The sequence below is a fragment of the Dialister pneumosintes genome (assembly GCF_001717505.1).
GTDB classification, from domain to species: domain Bacteria; phylum Bacillota; class Negativicutes; order Veillonellales; family Dialisteraceae; genus Allisonella; species Allisonella pneumosinta.
Genome location: NZ_CP017037.1, coordinates 1180872 through 1203712, shown reverse-complemented (window position 1 = coordinate 1203712; position 22841 = coordinate 1180872). Strand labels below are relative to the sequence as shown.

Below are 22841 nucleotides of genomic sequence, written 5' to 3'. Positions count from 1 at the left end.
TCATAGAGGAGGTTCATATGAAAGTACAATTAGAAGGTGTAGCGGAAACCTTACTCATTCCGCTCTGGGCAAGAGCCCATGAAACACAAAAAAATAAAAATCGATTATTGAATGATCCGCATGCGATAGAAATGATTCAACAAATTGATTATGATTTTAGTAAATTTAAAAAAGCAAAAGGTTCACAAATTGGAGTAGCCGTTCGTTCTAACATCCTAGATAACGAAACACTCGCATTTATAAAAAAACATCCTGATGCACTTATCATCAATCTGGCAGCCGGACTCGATACTCGATTTTATAGAGTCAACAATGAACACATCTATTGGGTCAATATCGATTTACCGGAAGTTATAGCACTACGTAAGCAATTACTTCCCAAAGAACCGGAAAATATGCAAAACATCGGGCTTTCTATGTTTGACCCTATCTGGATAGAACAAATAACCTCCCATAAAAATAGACCGGTACTTTTTATTATGGAAGGTGCTTCCATGTACTTTAAAGAAAAAGAATTACACGACCTGTGTGAACTTATCGTTACACATTTCCCCAATTCTTTTATGCTCATGGAAACATCCACCCCCTTCATCATCAAAAATCAACAATTTCATGATGCCATTTCTAAAGAAAAAACTCCTTTCCATTGGGCGATTACCAAAGGAAAAGAAATTACCAAATTACACCCTTCCATTCGTTATATAAAAGAACAAACCTTATATGAAGGCTACCGTTCTTATTGGGGAATATTAGGACTACTCTCTCTCATTCCATGGTGGAATAATAACTGCAACGATAAAATCGTATATATCCAATTTAAAGCATAAGAAAAAGACCTGCATCAACGATGCAGGTCTTTTCTATTATTCTAGCTTTTGCAATACATTGTTCTCTAAATCATTAATGTTATACAAATGTTGCATGACTTCAAAAGTTTCTTTTAAATTACGACGAGCGGACTTCCATCCACCACCATCTGTAACCCATAAAAACTCTACAAACGGAATACTCTCCACTTCTGTTGTAATCATTTTATAACTTCTTGCTGTTTCATTAAGCTTAGAGCCACCGCTCGCATAGAAATTGGTTTCTATCAAATATAGCTTATGTGGTGATTTAATCACAAAATCAAAACGTTTTGTAGTAATGCCTTCTGCTGATATAGTTGATAAATCCACATTCCATTTCTTCTCAATCTCTGTTAAATACATTTCTTTATAATATTCAAAACCGGTCTTCTTAATATATCGTTCCACCAAATTTTCCATTTGATGTCCACCGCGATTTTTTCTTCCATTACTATCCAGTCCGGTTTCTACACCTAACACGTAATCCACCAGATTATTAATAATATGATTTTCTATTAAATCAAATAATCCGGTCTTTTCCATAAAAAGTACATATTCTTCTATACTATAGTTAAGCTTGTCAAAATTAATTAAATAAGCACCTTCTTCATCTTGTACGTAAATTTCTTTTTGACGAACCGCCAATAATATAGGAATACATTTTAAAATTTCAGGATACTTTTTTGTAAGTGTTATAAAATCCTGTTTTATATTTTTAGAGTGTATTAATGAGTTTAATAAATTTAATTCTATTTTAATAGATTCTACATTTGTATATACCTTATAAAAATCAACATAGTACTGATATGTATTAATGCTTGGTCGCATCTTAGAAAGCCACTCTTCAAAATCTCTCATAAGTTCAGATTCTCCTTATTTTGAAAGCCTACGTTTAGACAGCTCTAAATATTCAATAGAATTATCTATTCCAATATACCATCTATTCAATGCTTTAGCTGCTACACCCGTAGTAGAACTTCCACAAAATGGATCTAATATTAAATAGCCAGGAAGACTACTGGCTTCAATAATTCTTTCTAATAAATATAACGGTTTCTGTGTGGGATGCCTACCTTCCAGCTTCTCTGATTTCTTAGTTAAAGCGCCTCTCCAGACATCTTTCATTTGCTTTCCACCATTAGCTATTTTCATTTCCTGATAATTAAATAAATGATGAATTCCTTGTCCTGCTTTTTTTGCCCATAAAATAGTTTCCGTACTATGTGTAAAACAACGACATGCTAAATTAGGTGGTGGATTTGTCTTTTCCCAAATTATATTATTAAGAATTTTAAAGCCTTCCTGCTCCAGTGCCAATCCTACACTATAAATATTATGATAAGTACCACTTATCCATATAGTTCCATTCGATCTTAAAATGCGATGGCATTCCTTTATCCAATGCCTATTAAATGCATGTTTTTCCTCCGTATTTAATCCTTTATCCCATTTTCCCTTATTCACAGATACCATTCGTCCCGCTTGACAAGTAATTCCATTATTACTTAAAAAATAAGGTGGATCTGCGAAAATAAGATCTATAGATTCTTTAGGCAATCTTTTTAACAAAGAAAAAGTATCTCCATGCAATAAGCAAGTTCTGTCATTTTTATAATAAACAGGTATGCTACCAAGTACTCTATCTATTCTATTCATAGTTTCTTATAATCACTTCTTTTCCCCATCGTTTATCCCCTCTACTGTTAATATTACGTTTCACATCTATTGATTCAATAATATACTCCTCATATAACTCACGTACTAATTTTACATCATTGTTACTAAGCATAAGTCTTACCCCTTTTTGATCTAATCTTTTAAAAAGGTCTGCCAATCTCTTATGATCTTCATATAAAAAACCTGATTTACTATAGTCAGTAAAACTTGCGGTCTCACTCATAGGAACATAGGGTGAGTCTAAGTATACAAATGCATTATTAGTCGATATAATATCGCAAAATTCTTCAAAGTCAGAGCATGAAATTATGACCTTATTTTTATTTAAATACTCAGATATAGCTCTTACATTATCAGGAACTATAGAAGAACCTATTATTTTTTTATTATAAGGAACATTAAATAGTCCTTTTTTATTAACTCGATATAATCCATTAAAACAATGTTTATTAAGCCAAATAAGCAATCCTGCTGATTCTACATCATATATTTCATTTATAATTTTTTTATTATATAAATCTCGTTGTTCTAAATAAAATTCTAAATTACACTCTCTATTATCTAAAAAGTTTATATACGTAATTAAACTTTCTACTTCATTTTTAATTTGCTTATATACATTAATAAGTTGTGGGTTAATATCATTAATATAAGCTCTTTGGGGACAAGTTTTTAAAAATACAGCCCCTCCTCCGATAAAAGGCTCATAGTATGAATCAAAGCTAGCAGGTAATCTTTCTCTGATTACATCTAAAAGCTGTGTTTTTCCTCCCGCCCATTTTATAAATGGCATGAAACCTACATGAGTCATTCTATTTCCTCTATTTTCTTAATAGTATGCAAAGAATTTGTAAATTTTGCTTCATATAGTAGCTATATGGTTAAATACCTAATTTTTACTTTAAACTTATAATAACGAATATTCTTCATCTTTTCTATATATTTTTACATTTTCCGTTAATTGTTTCTTATGTATCAGATAAACAATGCTATCTACTTTATTTTAATATACAGAACAAACATTCTATTTATTATACCATATTTTATCTTTAAAAATAATGCAATCAATTTAGTTCTAGTACTATGCATTTTTCGGTACATTCAGTCTCTATGCCACTTTCAAGAACTTCGATGTACTATTTTAAAAAAGTAAGTGTTTATCGAATATGTCTTTATACATAGATAGCATTTTAATTAGTTAAAGTTTTAATTCGTATTTAGAAATATCCCTAAAAAAATAAAAAGGCATCCCTAAAAAGAGATGCCTTTATTTTTGGTGCGCCTAGGGGGATTCGAACTCCCGACACACGGTTTAGGAAACCGCTGCTCTATCCATCTGAGCTATAGACGCATAAGACAGTATTATTCTATCATAACTTCTTTTATCATCACAACATCTTTACTATCTGATACTTATATTCTTATTATTTTGTATTAATAAAATAATTTCTTATAAATCACTTCTAACTCATCTACCATTTTCTTCGTCGTAAAACGTTCTCTTACCCAATGCATACCTTGTGTTGAAAAAGTAGATAATAAAACTCTATCTTCATCCAATTGTTTTATTTTCTCATATAATTCTTGTGTATTATTTTTTTCTACAAGAAATCCAGTTTCTCCATCTTTAATAACTTCCGATGTACCGCCTACATCAAAAGCTATGGCAGGTTTCCCCATAGCCATTCCTTCCGCCAAGACTAGACCGAAAGTTTCAAAACGTGACGGTAATACGAGAACATCCGCCATTTGTAAACAATATGCCACATCGGTTCGATGTCCCAGACAAATTACTTTTCCTGAAAGCCCTAATTGTCGAACTTGTCTTTTTAGAACTGGTAAACCATGCCCTTTACCAATCACCACTAACTTCCAAGACTCTTTACTCGCATATTGTGAAAGTACGTCCAGTAAATATTGATGTCCCTTGTGTTGTAAATTTTTGATACGAGATACAACAGCAAGCACTAAAGTATCCTTATCTATTCCATATTGTTTTCTCAATTTTTCACGTACAGCACTATCCGGTTTAAACGTATCTGTATCAATACCGCTATAACGAACCAGAAGATGGCTTTCATGAAAACCTCTTTGTATCGCATCTCTCTTGACATATTCACTGACACAAATTAAGGTATCCAACTCATCGATAACATATTCTCTCTCCGGATTTCCAAAAATACCATGTGCCGTATACACAACCGGTATCCCCAACTGCCTCTTTACCTTAGCAGCCACAATGCCGGCAGCTCCGGAATTGGCATGTATTAAATCTATATGATGCTTCTTTACAATGCGTGCTAAAAGCCAAGCAGACAAAGAACGGGAAAGACGAATAGGAAGAAAAAAAGTCGGTATACCCATATCGGAAAGTTTATCTGCCAACTGTCCGCCACCGGAAGCTAAAAACACTTCATATCCTCTTTGATGTAATTCTTTTATCACTGTAAAAACATAGGTTTCTGCACCACCTATATTCATGCGAGGTACTACAAATAAAATTCGTTTCATACGCTATTCCTTACTTGCTTGCTTATTTTATAATTTTCTTACCTTTTTCTTAACCGTTCGTTCCATCTGTCTCAGCCAAACAAAAAGAAGATGAATCGAACTTACTTTGAGCTTAAATTCCCACATCGGTTGTCTTGCCGGAATAGGAATACGAGGCAATGCTAACGGATTTTGTTTCCAAAGAGGAACTCCATAAAATATACCTAGCCCCAATCGATATCCACATTTCTTAGCTTCTTCTATCACTTCTTCATTGAAATCTCCGTACGGATAACAAATACAGGAAACATCTTTTTCTGTTAACGCATCGAAAACTTCTTTACTTTGTGTCAACTCATCACGTAACCGCAAAGGTTCGCATTCCGAAAGAAAGGGATGATCCATCGTATGTGAACCGATATAGTTCCCTTCCCGTTGCCATTGGAGCAATTCTTCATCATTCATCGTTACCGTAAGCTCTTTTCCGAAGTTTTCCCATTTATTTTCTTTTCCTCGCCAATTAGCAATAGAAAAAACATTGCCAATCTGATGATATTTCTTGAGTATGGGAAGTGCCGTTTCTACATTATCTTTATATCCGTCATCAAAGGTAAGTACAATCGGTTTATCCGGTAAAGGCGATCCATGCAGGATATGACTTTCCAATTGTTCCATGGTAATACTATGAAAACCTTTTTCTTCTAAATACTGCATTTGCTCTTCAAATTTTTCTACGGGAAGAGAGTTTCTGTCTCCTTTTACCGTAGCAATGCGATGATACATCAAAATTGGCACACGTTTGCGAAAATGATAATATATATATGCTAAAAGTAAGATAAACAGTATTTTCATTTTTGTATTCTCCTTAGTTGACTCATGGATTATACTATACTAAGAATTTGATACATTATAGCATATTCCACTTTTGTATTTATAAGTAGGTACCGATGAAAACTTTTCTTGTCTATAATACCTCTTTCTTTGGAGATATGATTCTTACTAATCCATTATGTCGCCAATTAAAACGAGTATATCCACACTCTCATCTTGTATTCATTTCTGACAAAACCTATGCGGATGTAGCACGTTATATGGATGGTGTTGATGAAGTATGGATTTATGATAAGCATAAAAAACACAAAGGAATTATCGGTTTTTACAATTTCTATAAAGAACATAAGAATGCATATTCTTTCGATGCGGCTTTTATCATTTATGGAAATGAACGAGGCATTTTTCTGTCTAAATTATTAGGAGCTAAAAAAATCTATGCAGACAGCACACATAAATATGTACATCGCTTACTGGATAATCCTCCTATTAATTATGGAAAATGGTACCAAATACAAGATCAAAATACTTACTTAGCAGAACTCTATACACAAGTCCCCACCGAAAGTCTTCCAATGAAATACCATGTGCCGGAAGAAGCTTTTGCTTATGTGGACTCTATATTATTAAAAGATATTCATAAACCGATTGTTGCACTCAATCCGATTACAAAGAATAAGGAAAAGGATTTAAAGCGAGATATGCTCATCCCCTTAATAGAGCTTATTACTAAAGCGTCTATGATGCCTGTTATTATCGGTACGGGAAAAGAATTGGAATCCTACTATGAATCACTGCCGGAACATACAAAAGAAAAAACCTTAAATCTTATCAATAAAACGACTGTTCCGCAATTAGCTGCGTTCCTTAAACGTACTAAAGTACTTATCAGTGCCGATACAGGAACTGCACATTTTGCACTGGCGCTCGATGTTCCGGTTGTAGATATTTTTTATCGAAAAAACAAAGAAAGCTTACGTATCTGGGCTCCCAAAAACTTTTACAGGCACAAAGTATTATCTGCCGGTGATGATTTCAGTGCAGAAAATATTTGGAAAAATGCACTGGAGCTTATAAATAGATAAACTAAGCTATTGCCACCTTTGAGGATTGTATGAAAAAACTGACTTTAATAGAACTCCAAGAATATTTATTGTCTTCTTTAGTTGCTTTTGATTCTTTTTGTAAAAAACATGCCATCCATTATTCTTTATGTGGAGGTACACTGATAGGTGCTATCAGACATCAAGGATTTATCCCCTGGGATGATGATATTGATGTTATGATGACACGCCAAGAATACGACAAGCTGACAAAAGTATGGATGCAGTATCCTAAAGAAGGATATACGCTCACTACCAATCGCACAACCAGCAATGCATTTGCCGGTGAAAGTGGAAAATGGTATGCCAATAATACCGCTCCGACTTATCCACGGGATGATTTTGATATCGGTTTATTCATGGATATTTTTGTAATCGATACCTTACCGGAAGATGAACAAGAAGCGAAAAAGTATTTTGCTAAAGTTCATCGTTTAGGAAGACAATTTCATATTATTCGTAAACGAATGCATAAACCTCTATGGAAACTCTTGGCAACTTTATTTCCGATGTTCCACCCCGACAAAGTATTTTCCCAATTAGAAAAAGAAATTGCTCGCCATCGTGATAAAGAAAACACCTATGGTGCCATCATGCTCGGTTCTTCGAATGACATGCTAAGAGAACGCCTTCCGACAAATTACTTAAAACATTTTGTAGACGTCCCTTTTAACGGTCACCTCTTCCCTGCCATCGCCCAATACGATGCTTATCTACGTCACTATTATGGTGACTATATGCAACTTCCCCCGGAAAAAGAAAGGCTCTCCTATCATACAAAGAATCATATTCTCAAAGAATAGGTAATTTTTTATCTAAACCGAAAAACATAAATATAAGATACATACATAATAAAAAGCAGATAGAAATTTCTATCTGCTTTTTATTCTTTTGTTTTTTCTATTAATTCAGAGGGATTAACCGTAACGAGAAGTACTCCGATGATGACACAAGTGCAACCTATCAACATAGAGACCGTAATTTCAGAAGAGTCTCCCCATATATAGGTCAGAAGGCAACCCCAAATGATATAAGTAATATTGGTTGCCATCCCTTTCGCACAACCGATAGTGTTATTGGCACGATACCAAAGTAAATAGGAAATGCCGGCAGCAATTCCTGCAAACAAGAAAAAGAGTAACGCTTCTTTTTCACTGCAAATGGAAGGAATCGCCGTGTAACCACGCACAAAAGGAAGAATAGCAACCCAGAGTGTAATCGCTGACACGCATTCACGAATGGTAATCGCAATATCCGGCAGTATATGTTGCATGCCATATACCGCCACTACGCTTTCACTGCCCCAACAAAGAGCTGCCAGTAATGAAAATATGACTCCCATATAAAAGGTATCTGTCAAAGATTGTTCAGGAGAATACCCGACTAGAGTACCTCCTACGACAGATAAACAAATACCTATCCACATCTTTTTAGTAATAGGTTGCTTAAGCCAAAAAGCTGCCAGTAAACAACCTACGATAGGATATAAGGAAGATAGAAGCAAAGCACTGGCAGGACCGGCTAATGCAATTCCCATGACATAGGAAGACTGCCCGATGGGGCCACCAAGAAGCGCAGCAAAACAAATGACGGCACCGGCACGTGTACAAAAAGATTTTCGTATACGTGAGAAAAGCCCTCTCCCTATATTAAGTAACAACAAAGAAATAGCAGCGGCACTATCCGTTAATGCTACGCAAGCAAGAGGAATACCGAAAAACCATAATAAAGAATCTTCTCTATTCATGATTGCAAAAGGAATATGCGTATAACCGAGTGAAATCAATAAATTATTAACACCCCATAAAAAGCCGCTCAATAATCCGGTAAGTATCCCTATCATAACTTACCTCCAGTCTTCAATTCTTGTAAAAGAGTATCGACTAACAACGAATATTCTTTGGCGTATTCATATTGTTTTTGTGCATATTCTCCAAAATGAATGCCCATATCTTCTTTAAATTCACACCAATTACTCCATAACAAGCCTCCGATAGCATGATATGCCAATATACGAATATATAATTCTGAAGAACATTCTCCTTTAAAATAAATATGCATTAATCGTTCTGACTCTTCCAATGTATAGCCTGCATAAATAGCAAACATCGCTAAATCGAAATGTTTGTCTTGCATCCCTGCATATTCCCAATCGATAAGAACTACTTCCTGTTTATCCGTGATCATAAAATTATCCGGAACGGCATCCATATGTGTCAGTGTCCAATGTTCTTTATTTACTTTCTCTATCCACGGTTTCCAATTATAAATTCGATTTTTCACTTCATCATAATCTGCGTACATAGACTTTTTACGAATCCATAAGGATTGGTAATAATCTAACATCCGATACAAATCAAAAGTATATGATGTATGTATGTTCTTTTCATGAAAAGCACGCAACTTTTCCATACATAAAGAAACATCTTCTGTATTCATCGGATTACAAGTTCTTGCATTTTCTATGAACTTTGTAATTTTATATCCTTGTTTTTCATCAATAGCAATCACCGTATCGCTTAAAGATAGTCCGGCTATAGCACGATAGGTATCACTTTCTTGCTTTCGATTAATGAGTTTTTCCGTACCGACACCGTTTAAACGCAGTACATAACGAGAATCTCCATGTCTAAAAATATAAGAGTCATTGGTCATTCCCTTTTTTAACGGAACAATATCACTAATCCCCTTACCCATAACAGAGGTGACTATTCTTTTTATTTTGCTAAGGGGTATCATTGGTATTCTCCTCTTCTAAAATAGGTATAACGAGATTTTGTGCAGATGTTGCATAAAATCGGGTTGCTTTATAGTAATGATAAACTTTATCTTCTAATAATGCGCCTTCCGCTTTCCTTCTAAGAATCCATACATACCAATAAAAAGACATAATAGCTGCATATTGTACAAAAGGAATCAGCATATATTCGGATACTTTAGATTGCATATACTCTTCTATAATATGTACACAAGAAACCATAGAATGCGTATTAATCGGCATATGACTGATAAAAGAACCTATATCACAGGCAGGATGTGCATCTCCTGCAAACTGCCAATTAGTAAAAGAAACTTGTTTTTCTTCATCAATAAGAATTTCTTCCAAGTTTGCACCGTTGTAACATAAAACCGTTTGCATCGAAGACAAACGGGAAACGTCTTCCCATATTTCTTTTATACGGTTGTACATCGTGTTAAAATCGGATGGCATTTTAACTTGCATTTCTTCCATCTCTTTTTGATTTCTTTCTATTTCTTCCCAAATATTAAGCGAGTATCCGGAAAGAATCCCGGAATGATGGAGCTTACGATAGGTGGCTACTACCTTTTTTACTTCGTCTTCCGACTGAGGATTGAGCGGTTTATATTCTTTTTCTACAGCAAGAATTTCCCAACCTTTGTATTTATCAAAATACACACTTTGTGTATACATCCCTAAAGACTGTGCAAGGGTTAGAAATTTTGCTTTCTTCTCCCATACGGATTGTCCTTTTTGGCTCCAATCGGGTAATACATATACATATCTTTTCTGTTTGCATATAAAGCGAAATGCCATATAACCGGCAGCTTTTTTCAGAATACGAATTTGTGTAATATCCCTGGCTTTGCAAGAAAGTGCATGACAAATATTTGTCATAATCGAAGAGTCTACATTATCAACATAAGAAAAATCGAACTCTCTTAATTCATCTAAAGAGTCAAACTCTAAAATCTTATGAGAATCATAAGGTTTCATAACCATCGACAATTTATCAATATGTTTAATATACACATCTTCCCAAAGCAACTGCTTCGTTTCTTCTTTTTGATACTCTTCTTTCAAAATATCAGAAAATTTTTCACTGAATGCTTTTGAAAAGTAAACATGCCCCATCATGTACCAAGAATTACTCCCACCAATAACTACATCGGTTATGACTCCATGTGAATTAGTCGTTATGCAATATTCACCGGTGGTACCCGTCGCATATTGCGCTGCATAATATGCTTCGTATACATAAGGAGTAAATACATTATCTACAAAATAATTATCCGAAGAGCAAATATACGTATTCCCTAATTCTTCCAATACTGCCATTAAAGTCGATGTATTGTTATATCGATAATAATCCGTATTAATCACAATTTTTACATCATACTTATCTTCCAAATAGAAAAAATGCTCCTGCATATATCCAACAACTACGGTAATATTATGAATCCCAGCTTTACGCAATTGCTCAATTTGTCTTTCTATTAATACTTCTCCTTTGACACGAAGTAATCCTTTCGGGATTTCATAGGTCAAAGGAACAAACCGAGTTCCTTTCCCGGCTGCCATAATCATTGCATTTTCCACTTTATAAGGTGCCAATGCTTCTTTTCCTTTTTCAGACAGGAGTCCCTTTTTTATATATTCTTTTTCTTCCATCTCTTTCCAAAGTTTATTGACACTTCCAAGAGAAAGTTCTATGGCGGTAGCCATCATCCTTTGTGTAGGAACTATTTTACAATTATTCAAATAATGCAATAGATCAAATTGCTTTTTAGTTAACATAGCATATCCTTTCCGTATTTTTGCAATATAAAAACGGTATATCTATAGTATATACCGTTTTGTTCATTTTTTCTTTATTATTTTTCATTTTTGAACATGTCGATTGATCTTCCTACTTCTGATTTTGTTTCGCATATTAAAAACTATCCTATATAATCGCCCTACGATACACATAAATCCTTTATATTTATTTTCTATAATACATGTTCGTTGCCACTCTTTTTTATCGGATAACGGAATCTCTTTATGCAAAGAAAGATAGGTTTTAACTTCCGCTTCCTGCTTAGGAGAAAGAATACCGTTACCTTGATTTAACATATATGCCTTTATTGCATATGCGATGGCTTTTTGTCTACACTCACGCTCAAAAGCAGGTACTAATTTTGATGCTACTCTTGCATGTTCTTCCCAACCCCACATACGACTATATTTACTAAGAATACAATTTTTAAAACTTCCACCATTCGTAAGACTATTTACGTTTTGATGGCAATAGTAATAAAAAGACTCTGCATGAATACAAGCGCTTTGTGCTCTTGAAAAAATCTCGGGACAAGTATATAAATCTTCATTTAATAAACCGACCGGAAAACGAAAGTTATCCCATAATTTCTTTTTATATAACTTTCCACAAGAAATATTAGACAGATTATCTAATAAAATTTTCTTTCTAATTTCAGAAATATCATCCATTTCTTTCCAGTGAGAAGAACAAGGGACTAATTTTCCATCAGCGGTTAAAACACTATAGCCGGCAACCACAATGTCATAAAACCCGTTTTTAGAAAAAAGTTCTATTTTTTCTAATGTATCTTCTCTAATAAAATCATCCGAATCAAGAAAATATACCCACTCTCCACCGGCTCTATCCAATCCGGCATTTCTAGCTGCACTCAACCCCTGATTTTCTTGATGGATAACCAAGATATTATCATACCGAGCGGCATATGCATCACAAATACGCCCACAAGAATCCGGTGAACCGTCATCGACCAAAATCAATTCCCAGTTAGCATAGGTTTGTTTTAATACACTTTCGATACAGCGGTTAATATGTTTTTCTACTTTATAAACAGGTACTATAACTGAAATTAAAGGTTTATACATAGAGTTTCCTTTATGGTAATTTACATGAAATAAACTTTTTCTATGTTGTAAAAGTTTCTCGTAAATAAAAAGTACTTTTATAAAGTATATCAAAAAGAGAGTCTCTTTGAGGAGAGTATAATAAAACTGTTCTTTCTATATTTTTAAAAAACTAAAAGGTTAAAACCATAATCTAACCTTTATGAATATTTATTTTTTATAATTTTCTTTACTTGTTTCAAGCCTATTCTACATTCCAAGAGGAATTGATAACCACTTCCTGTGACATAGGGTATATGCAATAAAAGTATCCTTTGTATTTTTTTACGTAAAGGTAAAGAATTATCGGGATGCTTTTTTATAAAATCTAACAGACGTAAAATCGACTCGACTATTTTTACATCCGATTCCATAGTATAAAAGAAGTGCTTTTATTGCTGCTAACAACGCTTTTCTTGTACATACCGGTACTAAATCCGCTTCATAGATAGATGCTATGCGTATATGTTCTTCCCATGCTAAAAAACGACAATATCTATTATATATATAAGTCTTCCTTGTCTTACTTCGCATAATACTATCTGTATTTTCATAGCTATAATAATAAAGTGCTTCTCTATAACTACAAATACGTTTAGCACGATAAAAAAGAGTAGAGCTTATATACGTATCTTCAATTAATAATCCTACAGGAAAATAGACGCCTTCCCATAAAATTCGCTTATATAATTTCCCACAAACTATGCTAAATAAGGCATCTACTAAACTATCTTTTTGCAGGCGATGTGTATCTTTTGAATCTTCCCAGTAAGCAGATCCATGAATAAGACTTCCGTCCGGTTGCAAATAATAAAAACCGGCTATAACCATATCATATAAGCCTTCTTGCGAGTACGATATCATCTTTTCTAATGCATTTTCTTTAATAAAATCGTCAGAATCTAAAAAATATATCCACTCCCCCTCTGCTCTATGAAGCCCGGTATTACGAGCCGCATCCACTCCTTGATTTATTTTATGAATGACCGCTATTTTATCATGGTACATAGCATATTCATCACAAATGCGACCACAAGAATCCGGTGAACCGTCATCAACGAGAATCAGTTCCCAATTCGTATATGTTTGATGCAATACACTTTCGATACAACGATGAATATATTTTTCTACTTTATATACCGAAACAATAATAGAAATTAAGGGTTCGTACATAATCCATCCTTTACTATCACTTATTTCTCAATATATTCTTTATATTTTTAAACAATATTCGTAAACTAAAAGCATTTCTATAAAGTCGCCCCATAACAACAACTACTTCAGCATGACTTAAAAGTAATTTTCTTTGCCACTTTTTTATAAAAGGTAAAGAATTATCCGTATGCGTTTTTAAAAAATGTAACGGTTTTGACTCGTCTATTCGAGCATCCTTCTTATCCGTACCATAATAAACCAGCAATGCTTTAATAGCCGCTAATATAGTATATTTTGTGCATATCGGCACTAATTCCGGTGCATGGATAGTTGCTATACGTACATGTTCTTCCCAAGCAAGAAAACGACCATACTTATTAAGCATATAAGTAGTAAATTCTTTACTACGCATAATACTGTTTGTATTTTCATGACTATAATAATAAAGAGCTTCTTTATGAATACAGATATGTTTTGCTCGATAAAAAAGAGTAGGATTGATATACATGTCTTCAATAAGCATATCCACAGGAAAATATACATTTTCCCATAAAATTCGTTTATATAATTTCCCACAACTAAAATTAGGCAATTCATCTAATAAAATTTTCTTTTGAATGGTAGAGGTATCATCTGATTCATTCCAGCTATCCGAACAAGGAATAAATTTTCCGCTAGATTTTAAAATACTATGCCCTGCCATGACAATATCATAGGACCCTTCATTAGAAAAAGTAATCATCTTTTCTAATGTATCTTCCTTAATAAAATCATCAGAATCTAAAAAATATATCCACTCCCCCTCTGCTCTATGAAGCCCGGTATTACGAGCCGCACCTACTCCTTGATTTATTTTATGAATGACCACTATTTTATCATGGTACATAGCATATTCATCACAAATGCGACCACAAGAATCCGGTGAACCGTCATCAACGAGAATCAGTTCCCAATTCGTATACGTTTGATGCAATACACTTTCAATGCAACGATGAATATATTTTTCTACTTTATATACCGGAACAATAATAGAAATTAAGGGTTCGTACATATTGCTCTCCTAATGATTAATAAAAGTCTACAGCTCTAATATTTGTATAAATATTAGAAATTTAATAATTTACCTTAATACAACCTATTGTAAAAGAGAAAAAGGAGGCATTATGGAAAAAAAGTGTATTATTAAGAAAAGAAACGCTGTCCCGATACACCAATGTATCAAATTTTATTATCGTTATATAGGAAATGGTCGAACGCATGACGATTTTGTGGCATATATCTTTTGGTTAATTACAGAAAATTTTACAAACTCCAACAATCACCCCTATTCTTTTCACGATACTACACATCCTATCTGTGATCGCTCTCCGACCTATTTACGTCAATTATTTTCAGAAACGGAATCATTAACGGAATCCCAAATTAGTTGGATGATGTCTCATTTGGATTTATCAAAATTCATTGATTTAATTCATTGTTTACCTCTAGATACGAGAATGCTTTTATGTAAAGAGTTGCAAGAAAAAGGATATTCAGATATCACATTAGAAAATATGGATGAAAAATGTGCTGATTTATTCGTATCCATCGTACTACATACTCCAAAAGATAAGTAAAAAGAAGTGCGTATGCACTTCTTTTTACTTATCTATAAAGTTCTTTCTTACTTTTTACATAGCGAAGTTGTTCATCAGCTCGCAGCGTATACGCAGATACACCTGCAGCTCTCGCATAAAAACGCTTAAATACATCACTAAGTACTTCTACATCGTTTAAATCATAACTCTTATTTCGATTTGTTAGAAAAGCTTGCACAACCCAAGTCGATGTAGGGCACCAAAGTCCTGCATATACAATAGATGCTGTATTTTTTAAGGGAATTAAAAGAAGCATATCTACATAATTACATGCATCTTTTTGTAATTGTTCCTCCTGTATTTTCCGTCCTTGTTCTGTAGCAAGTAAATTTTTCAAGTTGACTATATCTCCGGTGCTTTTTAAATCACTATAAGATCGGTTTCTATAATAACCTCCATCATCCAATTGTAAAAGCAAGGTATCCGCTCGTTCCCCCTCCCACTGCGAAATGCCCAAAGAAGGGTAATCTCCGGCACTCGAACAAGATACATCATTATAAGTCCCTTCTACACCGGTTACAATAATCCCCTCTGCAATGTACTTAGCAAGTTCTTCCTTGTGCATAAATCATTTCTCCCTTCTTTCGTTTTTTATATAACTGTGCTACTTCTTGTTGTAACTTTTCAATAGATTTTCGTAAATGAACCATTTCTTCCCTTGTATCAGAAAGCTCTTTTGCTAACCATGCTAATTGTTTCTTATGAAACTCATAACTTTTTTCTGTAATTGCTATGAATTGACGAACAATAGCCGCTAACGCAGCAATAACGGTCAAAAAAGGAAGAAATTCTCGTAATAAACTGCTCATCGTAAGCTCACCCCTTCTTGTTCTTGGATAGATTCCTCTTTTTTATCTCCTTTTTTAAGCAACGATAAGCTTTCAATAAGACATTCAATAACATAGGGTGCTATTATTTTCCATATACGTTTCCATTGTACTTTCATAAGTCACCTCCTTACAAAAAAGACCGAGTCTTATAGGCTCGGTCTTTCTTATTTATCCGTCAGAACGAAGTGCAGCAGTTACAGTAAGCTCAATACCTGCTACCGGATATTTCTGTAAATTCCCGATAGCTTCTCCTGCACTATGCAATGCTTCATCATTAGCTTTCGGGTCAATACGAGAAAAAGAAAGTTGCTTATGCTTTCCGGTCTCTTCATTAGTTACAGATACAATCAATCGATTCTTTTCTACCACTTTAGATATTGCCATATGTCAGTTCCTCCTCTTTATCAACTTATTTAAGCTCTTCTTCCTTAGTTGTGATGATAAGTGCACGCTTCAAGTCGTTCGCTTTTACACCTTTCGTAGTCATCAAAACAGGAATAATTTGATTAGCACCATTCTGCACATCGACTAAAGTTAATTCCTCTCTCGGATTGGGAACATCGATTGCTAAAGTGCCTTGATCATTAGTGTTGAATACCATTCTTAACTTCTTTACTTCCATCATATACTTCTCCTTTCAAACTGGAAATACGCTCCGGAGCAGAGAGTTCTCTCTCTATTACTTACCATTCTTAAATTCTTATTTTGGTTGCAAAGATTTCTGTATAGAATAAAAAGTATTCCGAATTTCTTTCTTACACTTCCGAATGCTATGTCTGCTGACACCTAATTTTTCTGCTAATTGTCTTTCACTCAAATAACCGGTAAGTAATTTTCTGAAAACTTCTAATGCTTGTCTAGATAGCTGCTTGTCAAATTCCTTTAAAAAACAAGAGATTTCTTCTCTTTCCAGCCTTACATAAATTTCTTCACTACTTTTCTCTTTTATGATTCCGCTTACTTCATGAATCCAACGCTTCTTTTCTCTCCGAAAATAATTTGCTCGTTCAAATCGTAGTATTTTAGATATCATGGTCGAAAATTTTGCTTTCTTTACATCGTAGCTTTCTATTCTTTCACAAAAAATTATCCACAAAGCTTGTTCCAAATCTTCTCGAAATCGATAAACGAAAGGAGCTGTTATAAGCTTTTTTACTAAAGGAATATATCGTTGACAGAGTATGTCTTTGGCTGCTCGATTCCCTTTTCTATAAGAAAGTATTAATTCTTCATCACTTAGTCTGTTAAAGTTGTTCATAATCGACTCATTTCTTACCCTATCCATTTTCACAAGAATGGATACATATGTTGAAATTCGTCTGTGAGAGTTCCGGAACAACGAATATATCTCTAGCCTACCAAAAAGAGAGGCTTTTTCTTTTTATAAAAAGCAACCTTACAACACCCATTAACATAAAACAATGACCTGCTACTCTCTAAAAACAGTAACAACAAAAAAGAACAGCTTTTAACTGCTGCCCTTTTTATTTAAGGATTGCACTGATGTGGTGACCATCCTTTTAATTCACTTAACGCTTTATTAACCTTATTTACCTTTTTTAGAACTTTTTATTTCTACATCTATTTTCGATAATATGAAAGGTAAATGATTATATGGTTTTTCCCTACTATATAACATAAGCAATCTCCTTTTTTCAGAATACCTTTATACGTTAAGTGCATCGTAACACTATATTTAGAAAACAAAAAAGAGTAGTTTTCATCACTACTCTTTTTATTGATTCAAAAATTACTTGATAAGCTGATTAACCAAAGCTTTCAAAGACTCTACTTCTTTATTTAAATTTTCAATCTGCTCTTTCTGCTCATGGTTTTCAGCCTTCAAATCACGTACTACTTCTTCAAAAACATAAACGGAAGTTACCGGTCCTTTTCTATATGCTTCTTCCTGTTTTTCTTCCTTGTTTCCGGATCCTACCTTCCAGGTCACACCCAAATTCGTCATAAACTTGTTATGACCTCCATAGGATACGCCAGCATTAATCATCTTACTTTCATTCTGATAATGTGCTATCCCCAATGCTAATGCACTGCTTCCTCTATAGTTACCATAACCTGCCATTATCTGCGTCGGTTCTAACGGATCATACTGCATCGGTTTTAACGCTGCCAAGGCGGCTGCCTGTGCTCCCATTCCACTCCAGTCTACAGGCTTTGTCATTTCCTTTAGCTGTGCTACGTTTACCGCATCCGTATCTTCCGTTCCTGCCGCCGCTCCTGTTATTTGTCGAGTAACTCCATTATCAACACTTCCTATAGATACTGCATTTCCTGTCGCTTTCCATTCTGCACCGGTTCGACCATTCGATAAATAACCTGCCATCCCCGCTGCTCGATTTGCTATACTTCCTGCACCGATAGTATACGAATCGTCTATCTGAGCAAATGCTCCTCTTCCTAAGGCTAAGGAGTTGTTACCTTGTGCAAATCCGCCCATACTTGCAAAAGAATTATTTCCTTTAGCAGTAGAGTTTTCACCTAAAGCGGTTGCCGCTTTTCCACTTGCTGTACTTCCTTCACCTAATGCTACGGCATAACGACCTTTTGCCTTACTGTCTACGCCAAAATCCAAGGAGCTGTCTCCTATCGCCTGAGAACGCAAACCTCCTGAAAAAGAGTTTTCTCCAACGGATTCCGTATTATTCCCGGTAGCTAATGAGTATGCTTCGGTTTCACTTCCTGCAGCAAAAGATGAATGTGCACTGGCTTTAGACAATGTTCCTATAGCAGTAGATTGTCGTCCGCTGGCTTCCGTTTTCCATCCCATAGCTGTAGATATAACTCCAGTTGCTTTGGTTTCCATACCCATAGCAGTAGAAGCATCCCCACTTGCTTCGGTTTGATTTCCTGCAGCAAAAGATGAATGTGCGCTGGCTTTAGACAATGTTCCTATAGCAGTAGATTGTTGTCCGCTGGCTTCCGTTTTCCATCCCATAGCTGTAAATATAACTCCAGTCGCTTTGGTAGAGTCACCCATAGCTGTAGAGGCAACCCCGGATGCTTCTGTTCGTAATCCGCCGGCAAAAGAAGCTGCTCCTGTTGCTTGAGATAAGTTACCCAGAGCAGTCGATGATTGACCGCTTGCTTTATTATTAAGCCCGGCAGTAAAATAAACTACCCCTGTCGCTTCAGATCCTTCACCAAAAGCTGCTGCATTCGTTCCAGTCGCCTTAGTTTTATAACCTGTTGCAACAGAGTTTCTTCCTTCCGCCTGTGTGTTTTCACCTGCCGTAAAAGAATTTTCTCCCATTGCTTTAGTTGCATATCCGGTCGCTACTGCACGAATTCCTTGCGCTTCCGTTCTTTCTCCCATAGAGAATGAATATTCACCCTTTGCTAATGGACTGGTATTTGATTCTACCTAACTATAAAAAATACTCCCTGTTCCATAAGTAATCAATTGACTTATAATCAATGCACATAATATTTTATTTTTCTTCATAATTATCACCTTTAAAAAAATATATAGTAATCAATTTATTATACCTATTATTTATAATAAAAACAAATAATAATCTAATTTTAAACAAAAATTTCTTACTAAAAACAACCGATATAATTCGTAAGAGATTTTAAAAAACATAAAATTATCGATTAGTTACAATTTCCGGATATAAATCATGCTGCAATAATCTATGGGTAGCAAATTCTTCCCATTTAGTATCTTCTTTTCCATAATTGCAATAAGGATCAATAGAAAGTCCGCCTCGAGGCAGGAATTTTCCCCATACCTCTATATATCTGGGATCAAGTAAGGAAATTAAATCATTCATAATAGTATTTACACAATTTTCATGAAAATCTCCATGATTTCTATAACTGAAAAGATATAATTTTAAAGACTTACTTTCTACCATATAGGCATCCGGAATATAGGAAATATAAAGGGTAGCAAAATCAGGTTGTCCTGTTTTCGGGCAAAGACTCGTAAATTCAGGGCAATTAAATTTAACAAAAAAATCTCTATATGAATGTGCATTGGGTATTTTTTCTAATATTTCGGGTTGATAAAAAAAAGTATACCTCGTATTTTGATTTCCCAATAAAGTAAGAGATTCTAATCCATTTTTTGAGTTGCTCATAAAAACTCCTATTCTTTACAAAGTTTTAAAAACAAGGATTGCCATGCCGGTTCTTTACATTTTCCTCCGGCAGAAAGAGTACGTGTGACACTGGTTACTTTTTTAATACCACGTGCAGTCATACAGGAATGTTCCCCTTCAATATGTACGATAACATCAGAAGAGTCGGTAACCTCTTCTATAATTTCCCGAATATCCTGTCCGATACGTTCTTGAATTTGCAATCTTTTAGATACTGCATCTGCAATGCGTGCGACTTTAGAAAGTCCGATAACTCGTCCACAAGGAATATATCCTACAGATACTTTCATATTGTACATAAGAGCGATGTGATGTTCACAATAAGAAAAAATAGGAATGTCTTTCACAACAACAAGCCCTTCTTCTGAGGATGTAAATGTTTTTCCAAAATTTTTAGCAATTTCTTCATTGGATATATTCGTATATGCAAGTTGTTCTTCTATCATTTCTGCAAAACGACGAGGTGTTTCTAAAAGTCCTTCTCGCATCGGATTTTCACCGACTGCTTCCAAAATAAGACGCGCTGCTTTTTCCAGTTTTTTTAAATCCACCATTATACACCTCTCTTATCAGGACTCCATATAATTTTATGTAGTTGTACTTGCACGCATACTTCACTAAGTTCTTTTTCTTTAACATAATCAACTAATGCTGCAGGGGTTATTTTTCCCCATACAGGACTCACATAAAAAGCAGGCTTTTCTGTAGTAAAATATTTTTTTATAATCATCTGCATATCATCTAAATCTCGCTGAGAGCTGACTACAAACTTAAGAACATCTTTTGAAGTAAGTTCTTTAAAGTTTTCAAGACGCATATGAGATTTTACGCCGCTATCACTACATTTATAATCCATTGTATAAAATAGATTTTTCGGTCTTTGGGAAAGAAGAGGCACAGCTCCATTTGTTTCTACATTCATTTCATACCCTGCTCTATCCAATTCTTCACAAAGTTCCTGTAAGGGTTGTAATAAGGGTTCTCCACCGGTAAAAGTAATGCGTTTCCAAGGATAGGAAGCAATTTTTGTTAGCAGTTCTTCTTTTGTAAGAAAAATAGAAGCATCGGATGAACAAAGTGCATAAGAAGTATCACAATAAGTACAGCGTAAATTGCAACCGGCAAATCTTATAAAAATTGCCATATAGCCGGTCCTTTTCCCTTCTCCGTCAATACTGTCAAAAATTTCTACGACAGGAAATTTATGCCTCATAAGTAGCTACATTCCCTTCCGTTTCTTCAACAGAAACACGCACACAATGCGGAATTTGATCGTAAATCCACTTAGCTATATTTTCTGCTGTCGGATTTCTATCTTTAATTACATCATTGATACATACATGGTCTAATTGGTTAACCACTTTTTTAATATGTGTAAAATCTACAACCATTCCGTTATGATTTAATGTTTCACTTTGTGCGGTAACGGTAATAATCCAGTTGTGACCATGTAATTTTGTACATTTACTTTCATATTCCAAAGAAAGGATATGTGCTCCGCTGATTTCCATTCTTTTAGTTATGGTATACATCTTATCTACCTTTAACCTTTCTAACGAGAGGATCTATAATTCCATTCATAGCAAAAGCTCTTTCTCTATCAATACAAGTACCACAGGTACCACAAGGATCTTCTTGCCCTTCATAACAACTCCAAGTCAATTCATAGGGAGTTCCTAATGCCAATCCCGTTTTTATAATTTCTGCTTTATTTTTATCTGCAAAAGGAAAAACAAGATGTACTTTGTTATAAGTACCTAAAGAAATAGCATTTGCTATCGAAGAAAGAAATTTTTCTGAACAGTCGGCATAAGCATTGCCTGCTGCATCGTCCGCATGTGCTCCGATATATATATCAACCTCATCATCTTCATACAAACCGGCAGCTAAACTGGCAGCTGCTGAGAGCATCAATCCATTTCTAAAAGGAACATAAGTGGAAACTTTTCCGTCTTTTGTTTTTTGTATCTGCTCTTCATAACTTGTATGTTCAATTTCTTTAGTAGAATGACTCAATAAAGCACATTTTGAATGATTAAAAATAGAAGAAAGATTCAACTCCACATGTTTTACATGATAGTATGCTGCTATTTTTCGAGCAGATTCCAATTCCTTTTCATGTTTTTGTCCATAAAAAATAGAAGCAGCACATACATTGTCTGCTCCCAATTCATGAACAGCAACGGAAAGACATGTCGTCGAATCAACTCCGCCACTGCATAATATAATGGCTTTTTTCATACAACCTCCTGTTTTTTATAGTTGGTTCTCAGAATAGACAACTTTTACAACGGACTCATTATAGCATATTTATTATCGCCATGTATGATAATTTTTTTACAAAATTTTATATTATTTTTTATAAACCTACTATATATAGTATCTCTAAAATTTGAAAACACTTCTATACTAAAATGTCATAAGACAAGTATTTTTGAATCTGCTAAAATAAAGTTATTCACAAGGTTATTCAACTTATCCACA

Annotated in this window: 27 protein-coding genes and 1 tRNA gene; 4 read left to right on the top strand and 24 right to left on the bottom strand. The window is 34.5% G+C overall.

Going from position 1 to position 22841, the window contains the following annotated elements; genetic code table 11:
- Window positions 1–17: 17 nt before the first annotated feature.
- Window positions 18–827: a class I SAM-dependent methyltransferase gene (locus BCB69_RS05910; protein WP_022513185.1), complete on the top strand. Its 810-nt coding sequence runs from the start codon at window positions 18–20 to the stop codon at window positions 825–827.
- Between the two features lie 36 nt (window positions 828–863).
- Here BCB69_RS05910 and BCB69_RS05905 read toward each other — a convergent pair whose 3' ends face one another.
- The 6 genes from BCB69_RS05905 to BCB69_RS05880 all read right to left on the bottom strand — a co-directional run bounded on the left by BCB69_RS05905 (window position 864) and on the right by BCB69_RS05880 (window position 5867).
- Entirely contained in the window at window positions 864–1706 is an 843-nt protein-coding gene (locus BCB69_RS05905; RefSeq protein ID WP_069177300.1) for a type II restriction endonuclease, read from the bottom strand.
- A gap of 15 nt (window positions 1707–1721) precedes the next feature.
- On the bottom strand, window positions 1722–2504 hold the full coding sequence (locus BCB69_RS05900) for a DNA-methyltransferase (RefSeq protein WP_069177299.1): 783 nt from the start codon (window positions 2502–2504) through the stop codon (window positions 1722–1724).
- Entirely contained in the window at window positions 2497–3336 is an 840-nt protein-coding gene (locus BCB69_RS05895; RefSeq protein ID WP_069177298.1) for a DNA adenine methylase, read from the bottom strand. Before BCB69_RS05895 ends, BCB69_RS05900 begins: the two co-directional genes overlap by 8 nt.
- A 463-nt stretch (window positions 3337–3799) precedes the next feature.
- Window positions 3800–3876 (bottom strand) — tRNA-Arg (locus BCB69_RS05890).
- Between the two features lie 83 nt (window positions 3877–3959).
- Complete coding sequence (locus tag BCB69_RS05885) at window positions 3960–5036, bottom strand: glycosyltransferase family 4 protein (RefSeq protein WP_069177297.1); 1077 nt, start codon at window positions 5034–5036, stop codon at window positions 3960–3962.
- Window positions 5037–5063: 27 nt separating this feature from the next.
- The gene (locus tag BCB69_RS05880; RefSeq protein ID WP_069177296.1) at window positions 5064–5867 is read right to left on the bottom strand and encodes a polysaccharide deacetylase family protein; all 804 of its coding nucleotides are present in this window, start codon (window positions 5865–5867) and stop codon (window positions 5064–5066) included.
- A 95-nt stretch (window positions 5868–5962) separates the two neighbouring features.
- Here BCB69_RS05880 and BCB69_RS05875 point away from each other — a divergent pair, with 95 nt between their 5' ends.
- The gene (locus BCB69_RS05875; RefSeq protein WP_022513191.1) at window positions 5963–6931 is read left to right on the top strand and encodes a glycosyltransferase family 9 protein; all 969 of its coding nucleotides are present in this window, start codon (window positions 5963–5965) and stop codon (window positions 6929–6931) included.
- A gap of 29 nt (window positions 6932–6960) precedes the next feature.
- Window positions 6961–7752: a LicD family protein gene (locus tag BCB69_RS05870; RefSeq protein WP_069177295.1), complete on the top strand. Its 792-nt coding sequence runs from the start codon at window positions 6961–6963 to the stop codon at window positions 7750–7752.
- Window positions 7753–7832: 80 nt separating this feature from the next.
- On the opposite strand, the gene BCB69_RS05865 is transcribed toward BCB69_RS05870, so the two are convergent.
- The 6 genes from BCB69_RS05865 to BCB69_RS05840 all read right to left on the bottom strand — a co-directional run bounded on the left by BCB69_RS05865 (window position 7833) and on the right by BCB69_RS05840 (window position 14817).
- Complete coding sequence (locus BCB69_RS05865) at window positions 7833–8792, bottom strand: DMT family transporter (protein ID WP_069177294.1); 960 nt, start codon at window positions 8790–8792, stop codon at window positions 7833–7835.
- A complete protein-coding gene (locus tag BCB69_RS05860; RefSeq protein WP_069177293.1) occupies window positions 8789–9688 on the bottom strand; it encodes a choline kinase family protein in 900 nt (299 codons plus the stop codon). The genes BCB69_RS05865 and BCB69_RS05860 overlap by 4 nt, the downstream gene beginning before the upstream one ends.
- On the bottom strand, window positions 9675–11486 hold the full coding sequence (locus BCB69_RS05855) for a sugar phosphate nucleotidyltransferase (RefSeq protein ID WP_069177292.1): 1812 nt from the start codon (window positions 11484–11486) through the stop codon (window positions 9675–9677). The genes BCB69_RS05860 and BCB69_RS05855 overlap by 14 nt, the downstream gene beginning before the upstream one ends.
- 84 nt (window positions 11487–11570) lie before the next feature.
- Complete coding sequence (locus tag BCB69_RS05850) at window positions 11571–12593, bottom strand: glycosyltransferase family 2 protein (RefSeq protein WP_069177291.1); 1023 nt, start codon at window positions 12591–12593, stop codon at window positions 11571–11573.
- A 321-nt stretch (window positions 12594–12914) separates the two neighbouring features.
- Window positions 12915–13784 (bottom strand): glycosyltransferase family 2 protein, encoded by an 870-nt coding sequence (locus BCB69_RS05845; RefSeq protein WP_069177290.1) that lies wholly within the window; start codon window positions 13782–13784, stop codon window positions 12915–12917.
- 16 nt (window positions 13785–13800) lie between these two features.
- Window positions 13801–14817 (bottom strand): glycosyltransferase family 2 protein, encoded by a 1017-nt coding sequence (locus BCB69_RS05840; RefSeq protein WP_069177289.1) that lies wholly within the window; start codon window positions 14815–14817, stop codon window positions 13801–13803.
- 112 nt (window positions 14818–14929) lie between these two features.
- Between BCB69_RS05840 and BCB69_RS05835 the strand changes: the two genes are divergently transcribed.
- Window positions 14930–15382, top strand: coding sequence for a hypothetical protein (locus tag BCB69_RS05835; RefSeq protein ID WP_069177288.1), 453 nt, complete (start codon window positions 14930–14932; stop codon window positions 15380–15382).
- Between the two features lie 28 nt (window positions 15383–15410).
- Here the strand turns inward: BCB69_RS05835 and BCB69_RS05830 are convergent, their stop codons facing one another.
- The 12 genes from BCB69_RS05830 to queC form a co-directional block, all read right to left on the bottom strand.
- Window positions 15411–15968, bottom strand: a complete 558-nt coding sequence (locus BCB69_RS05830) for a hypothetical protein (protein WP_069177287.1) — start codon at window positions 15966–15968, stop codon at window positions 15411–15413.
- Window positions 15946–16212 (bottom strand): hypothetical protein, encoded by a 267-nt coding sequence (locus tag BCB69_RS05825; protein ID WP_022513770.1) that lies wholly within the window; start codon window positions 16210–16212, stop codon window positions 15946–15948. The genes BCB69_RS05830 and BCB69_RS05825 overlap by 23 nt, the downstream gene beginning before the upstream one ends.
- Window positions 16209–16349: a hypothetical protein gene (locus BCB69_RS06410; protein ID WP_022513771.1), complete on the bottom strand. Its 141-nt coding sequence runs from the start codon at window positions 16347–16349 to the stop codon at window positions 16209–16211. The genes BCB69_RS05825 and BCB69_RS06410 overlap by 4 nt, the downstream gene beginning before the upstream one ends.
- Window positions 16350–16401: 52 nt before the next feature.
- A complete protein-coding gene (locus BCB69_RS05820) occupies window positions 16402–16617 on the bottom strand; it encodes a DUF1659 domain-containing protein (RefSeq protein ID WP_069177286.1) in 216 nt (71 codons plus the stop codon).
- 25 nt (window positions 16618–16642) lie between these two features.
- Window positions 16643–16858: a DUF2922 domain-containing protein gene (locus BCB69_RS05815; protein ID WP_022513773.1), complete on the bottom strand. Its 216-nt coding sequence runs from the start codon at window positions 16856–16858 to the stop codon at window positions 16643–16645.
- Between the two features lie 75 nt (window positions 16859–16933).
- The gene (locus BCB69_RS05810) at window positions 16934–17491 is read right to left on the bottom strand and encodes an RNA polymerase sigma factor (RefSeq protein ID WP_069177285.1); all 558 of its coding nucleotides are present in this window, start codon (window positions 17489–17491) and stop codon (window positions 16934–16936) included.
- A gap of 492 nt (window positions 17492–17983) precedes the next feature.
- The gene (locus tag BCB69_RS05805) at window positions 17984–19567 is read right to left on the bottom strand and encodes a YadA-like family protein (protein ID WP_069177284.1); all 1584 of its coding nucleotides are present in this window, start codon (window positions 19565–19567) and stop codon (window positions 17984–17986) included.
- Between the two features lie 274 nt (window positions 19568–19841).
- Window positions 19842–20336 carry a preQ(1) synthase gene (queF, locus tag BCB69_RS05800; RefSeq protein ID WP_022513777.1) on the bottom strand — a complete coding sequence of 165 codons (495 nt, stop codon included), beginning with the start codon at window positions 20334–20336 and terminating at the stop codon, window positions 19842–19844.
- Between the two features lie 8 nt (window positions 20337–20344).
- Complete coding sequence (gene folE / locus BCB69_RS05795) at window positions 20345–20908, bottom strand: GTP cyclohydrolase I (RefSeq protein WP_216821570.1); 564 nt, start codon at window positions 20906–20908, stop codon at window positions 20345–20347.
- Between the two features lie 2 nt (window positions 20909–20910).
- Window positions 20911–21570 (bottom strand): putative 7-carboxy-7-deazaguanine synthase QueE, encoded by a 660-nt coding sequence (queE, locus tag BCB69_RS05790; RefSeq protein ID WP_069177282.1) that lies wholly within the window; start codon window positions 21568–21570, stop codon window positions 20911–20913.
- Window positions 21560–21889 carry a 6-carboxytetrahydropterin synthase QueD gene (queD, locus tag BCB69_RS05785; protein WP_069177281.1) on the bottom strand — a complete coding sequence of 110 codons (330 nt, stop codon included), beginning with the start codon at window positions 21887–21889 and terminating at the stop codon, window positions 21560–21562. Before queD ends, queE begins: the two co-directional genes overlap by 11 nt.
- 1 nt (window position 21890) lies before the next feature.
- Window positions 21891–22598: a 7-cyano-7-deazaguanine synthase QueC gene (gene queC, locus BCB69_RS05780; protein ID WP_069177280.1), complete on the bottom strand. Its 708-nt coding sequence runs from the start codon at window positions 22596–22598 to the stop codon at window positions 21891–21893.
- Window positions 22599–22841 lie beyond the last annotated feature (243 nt).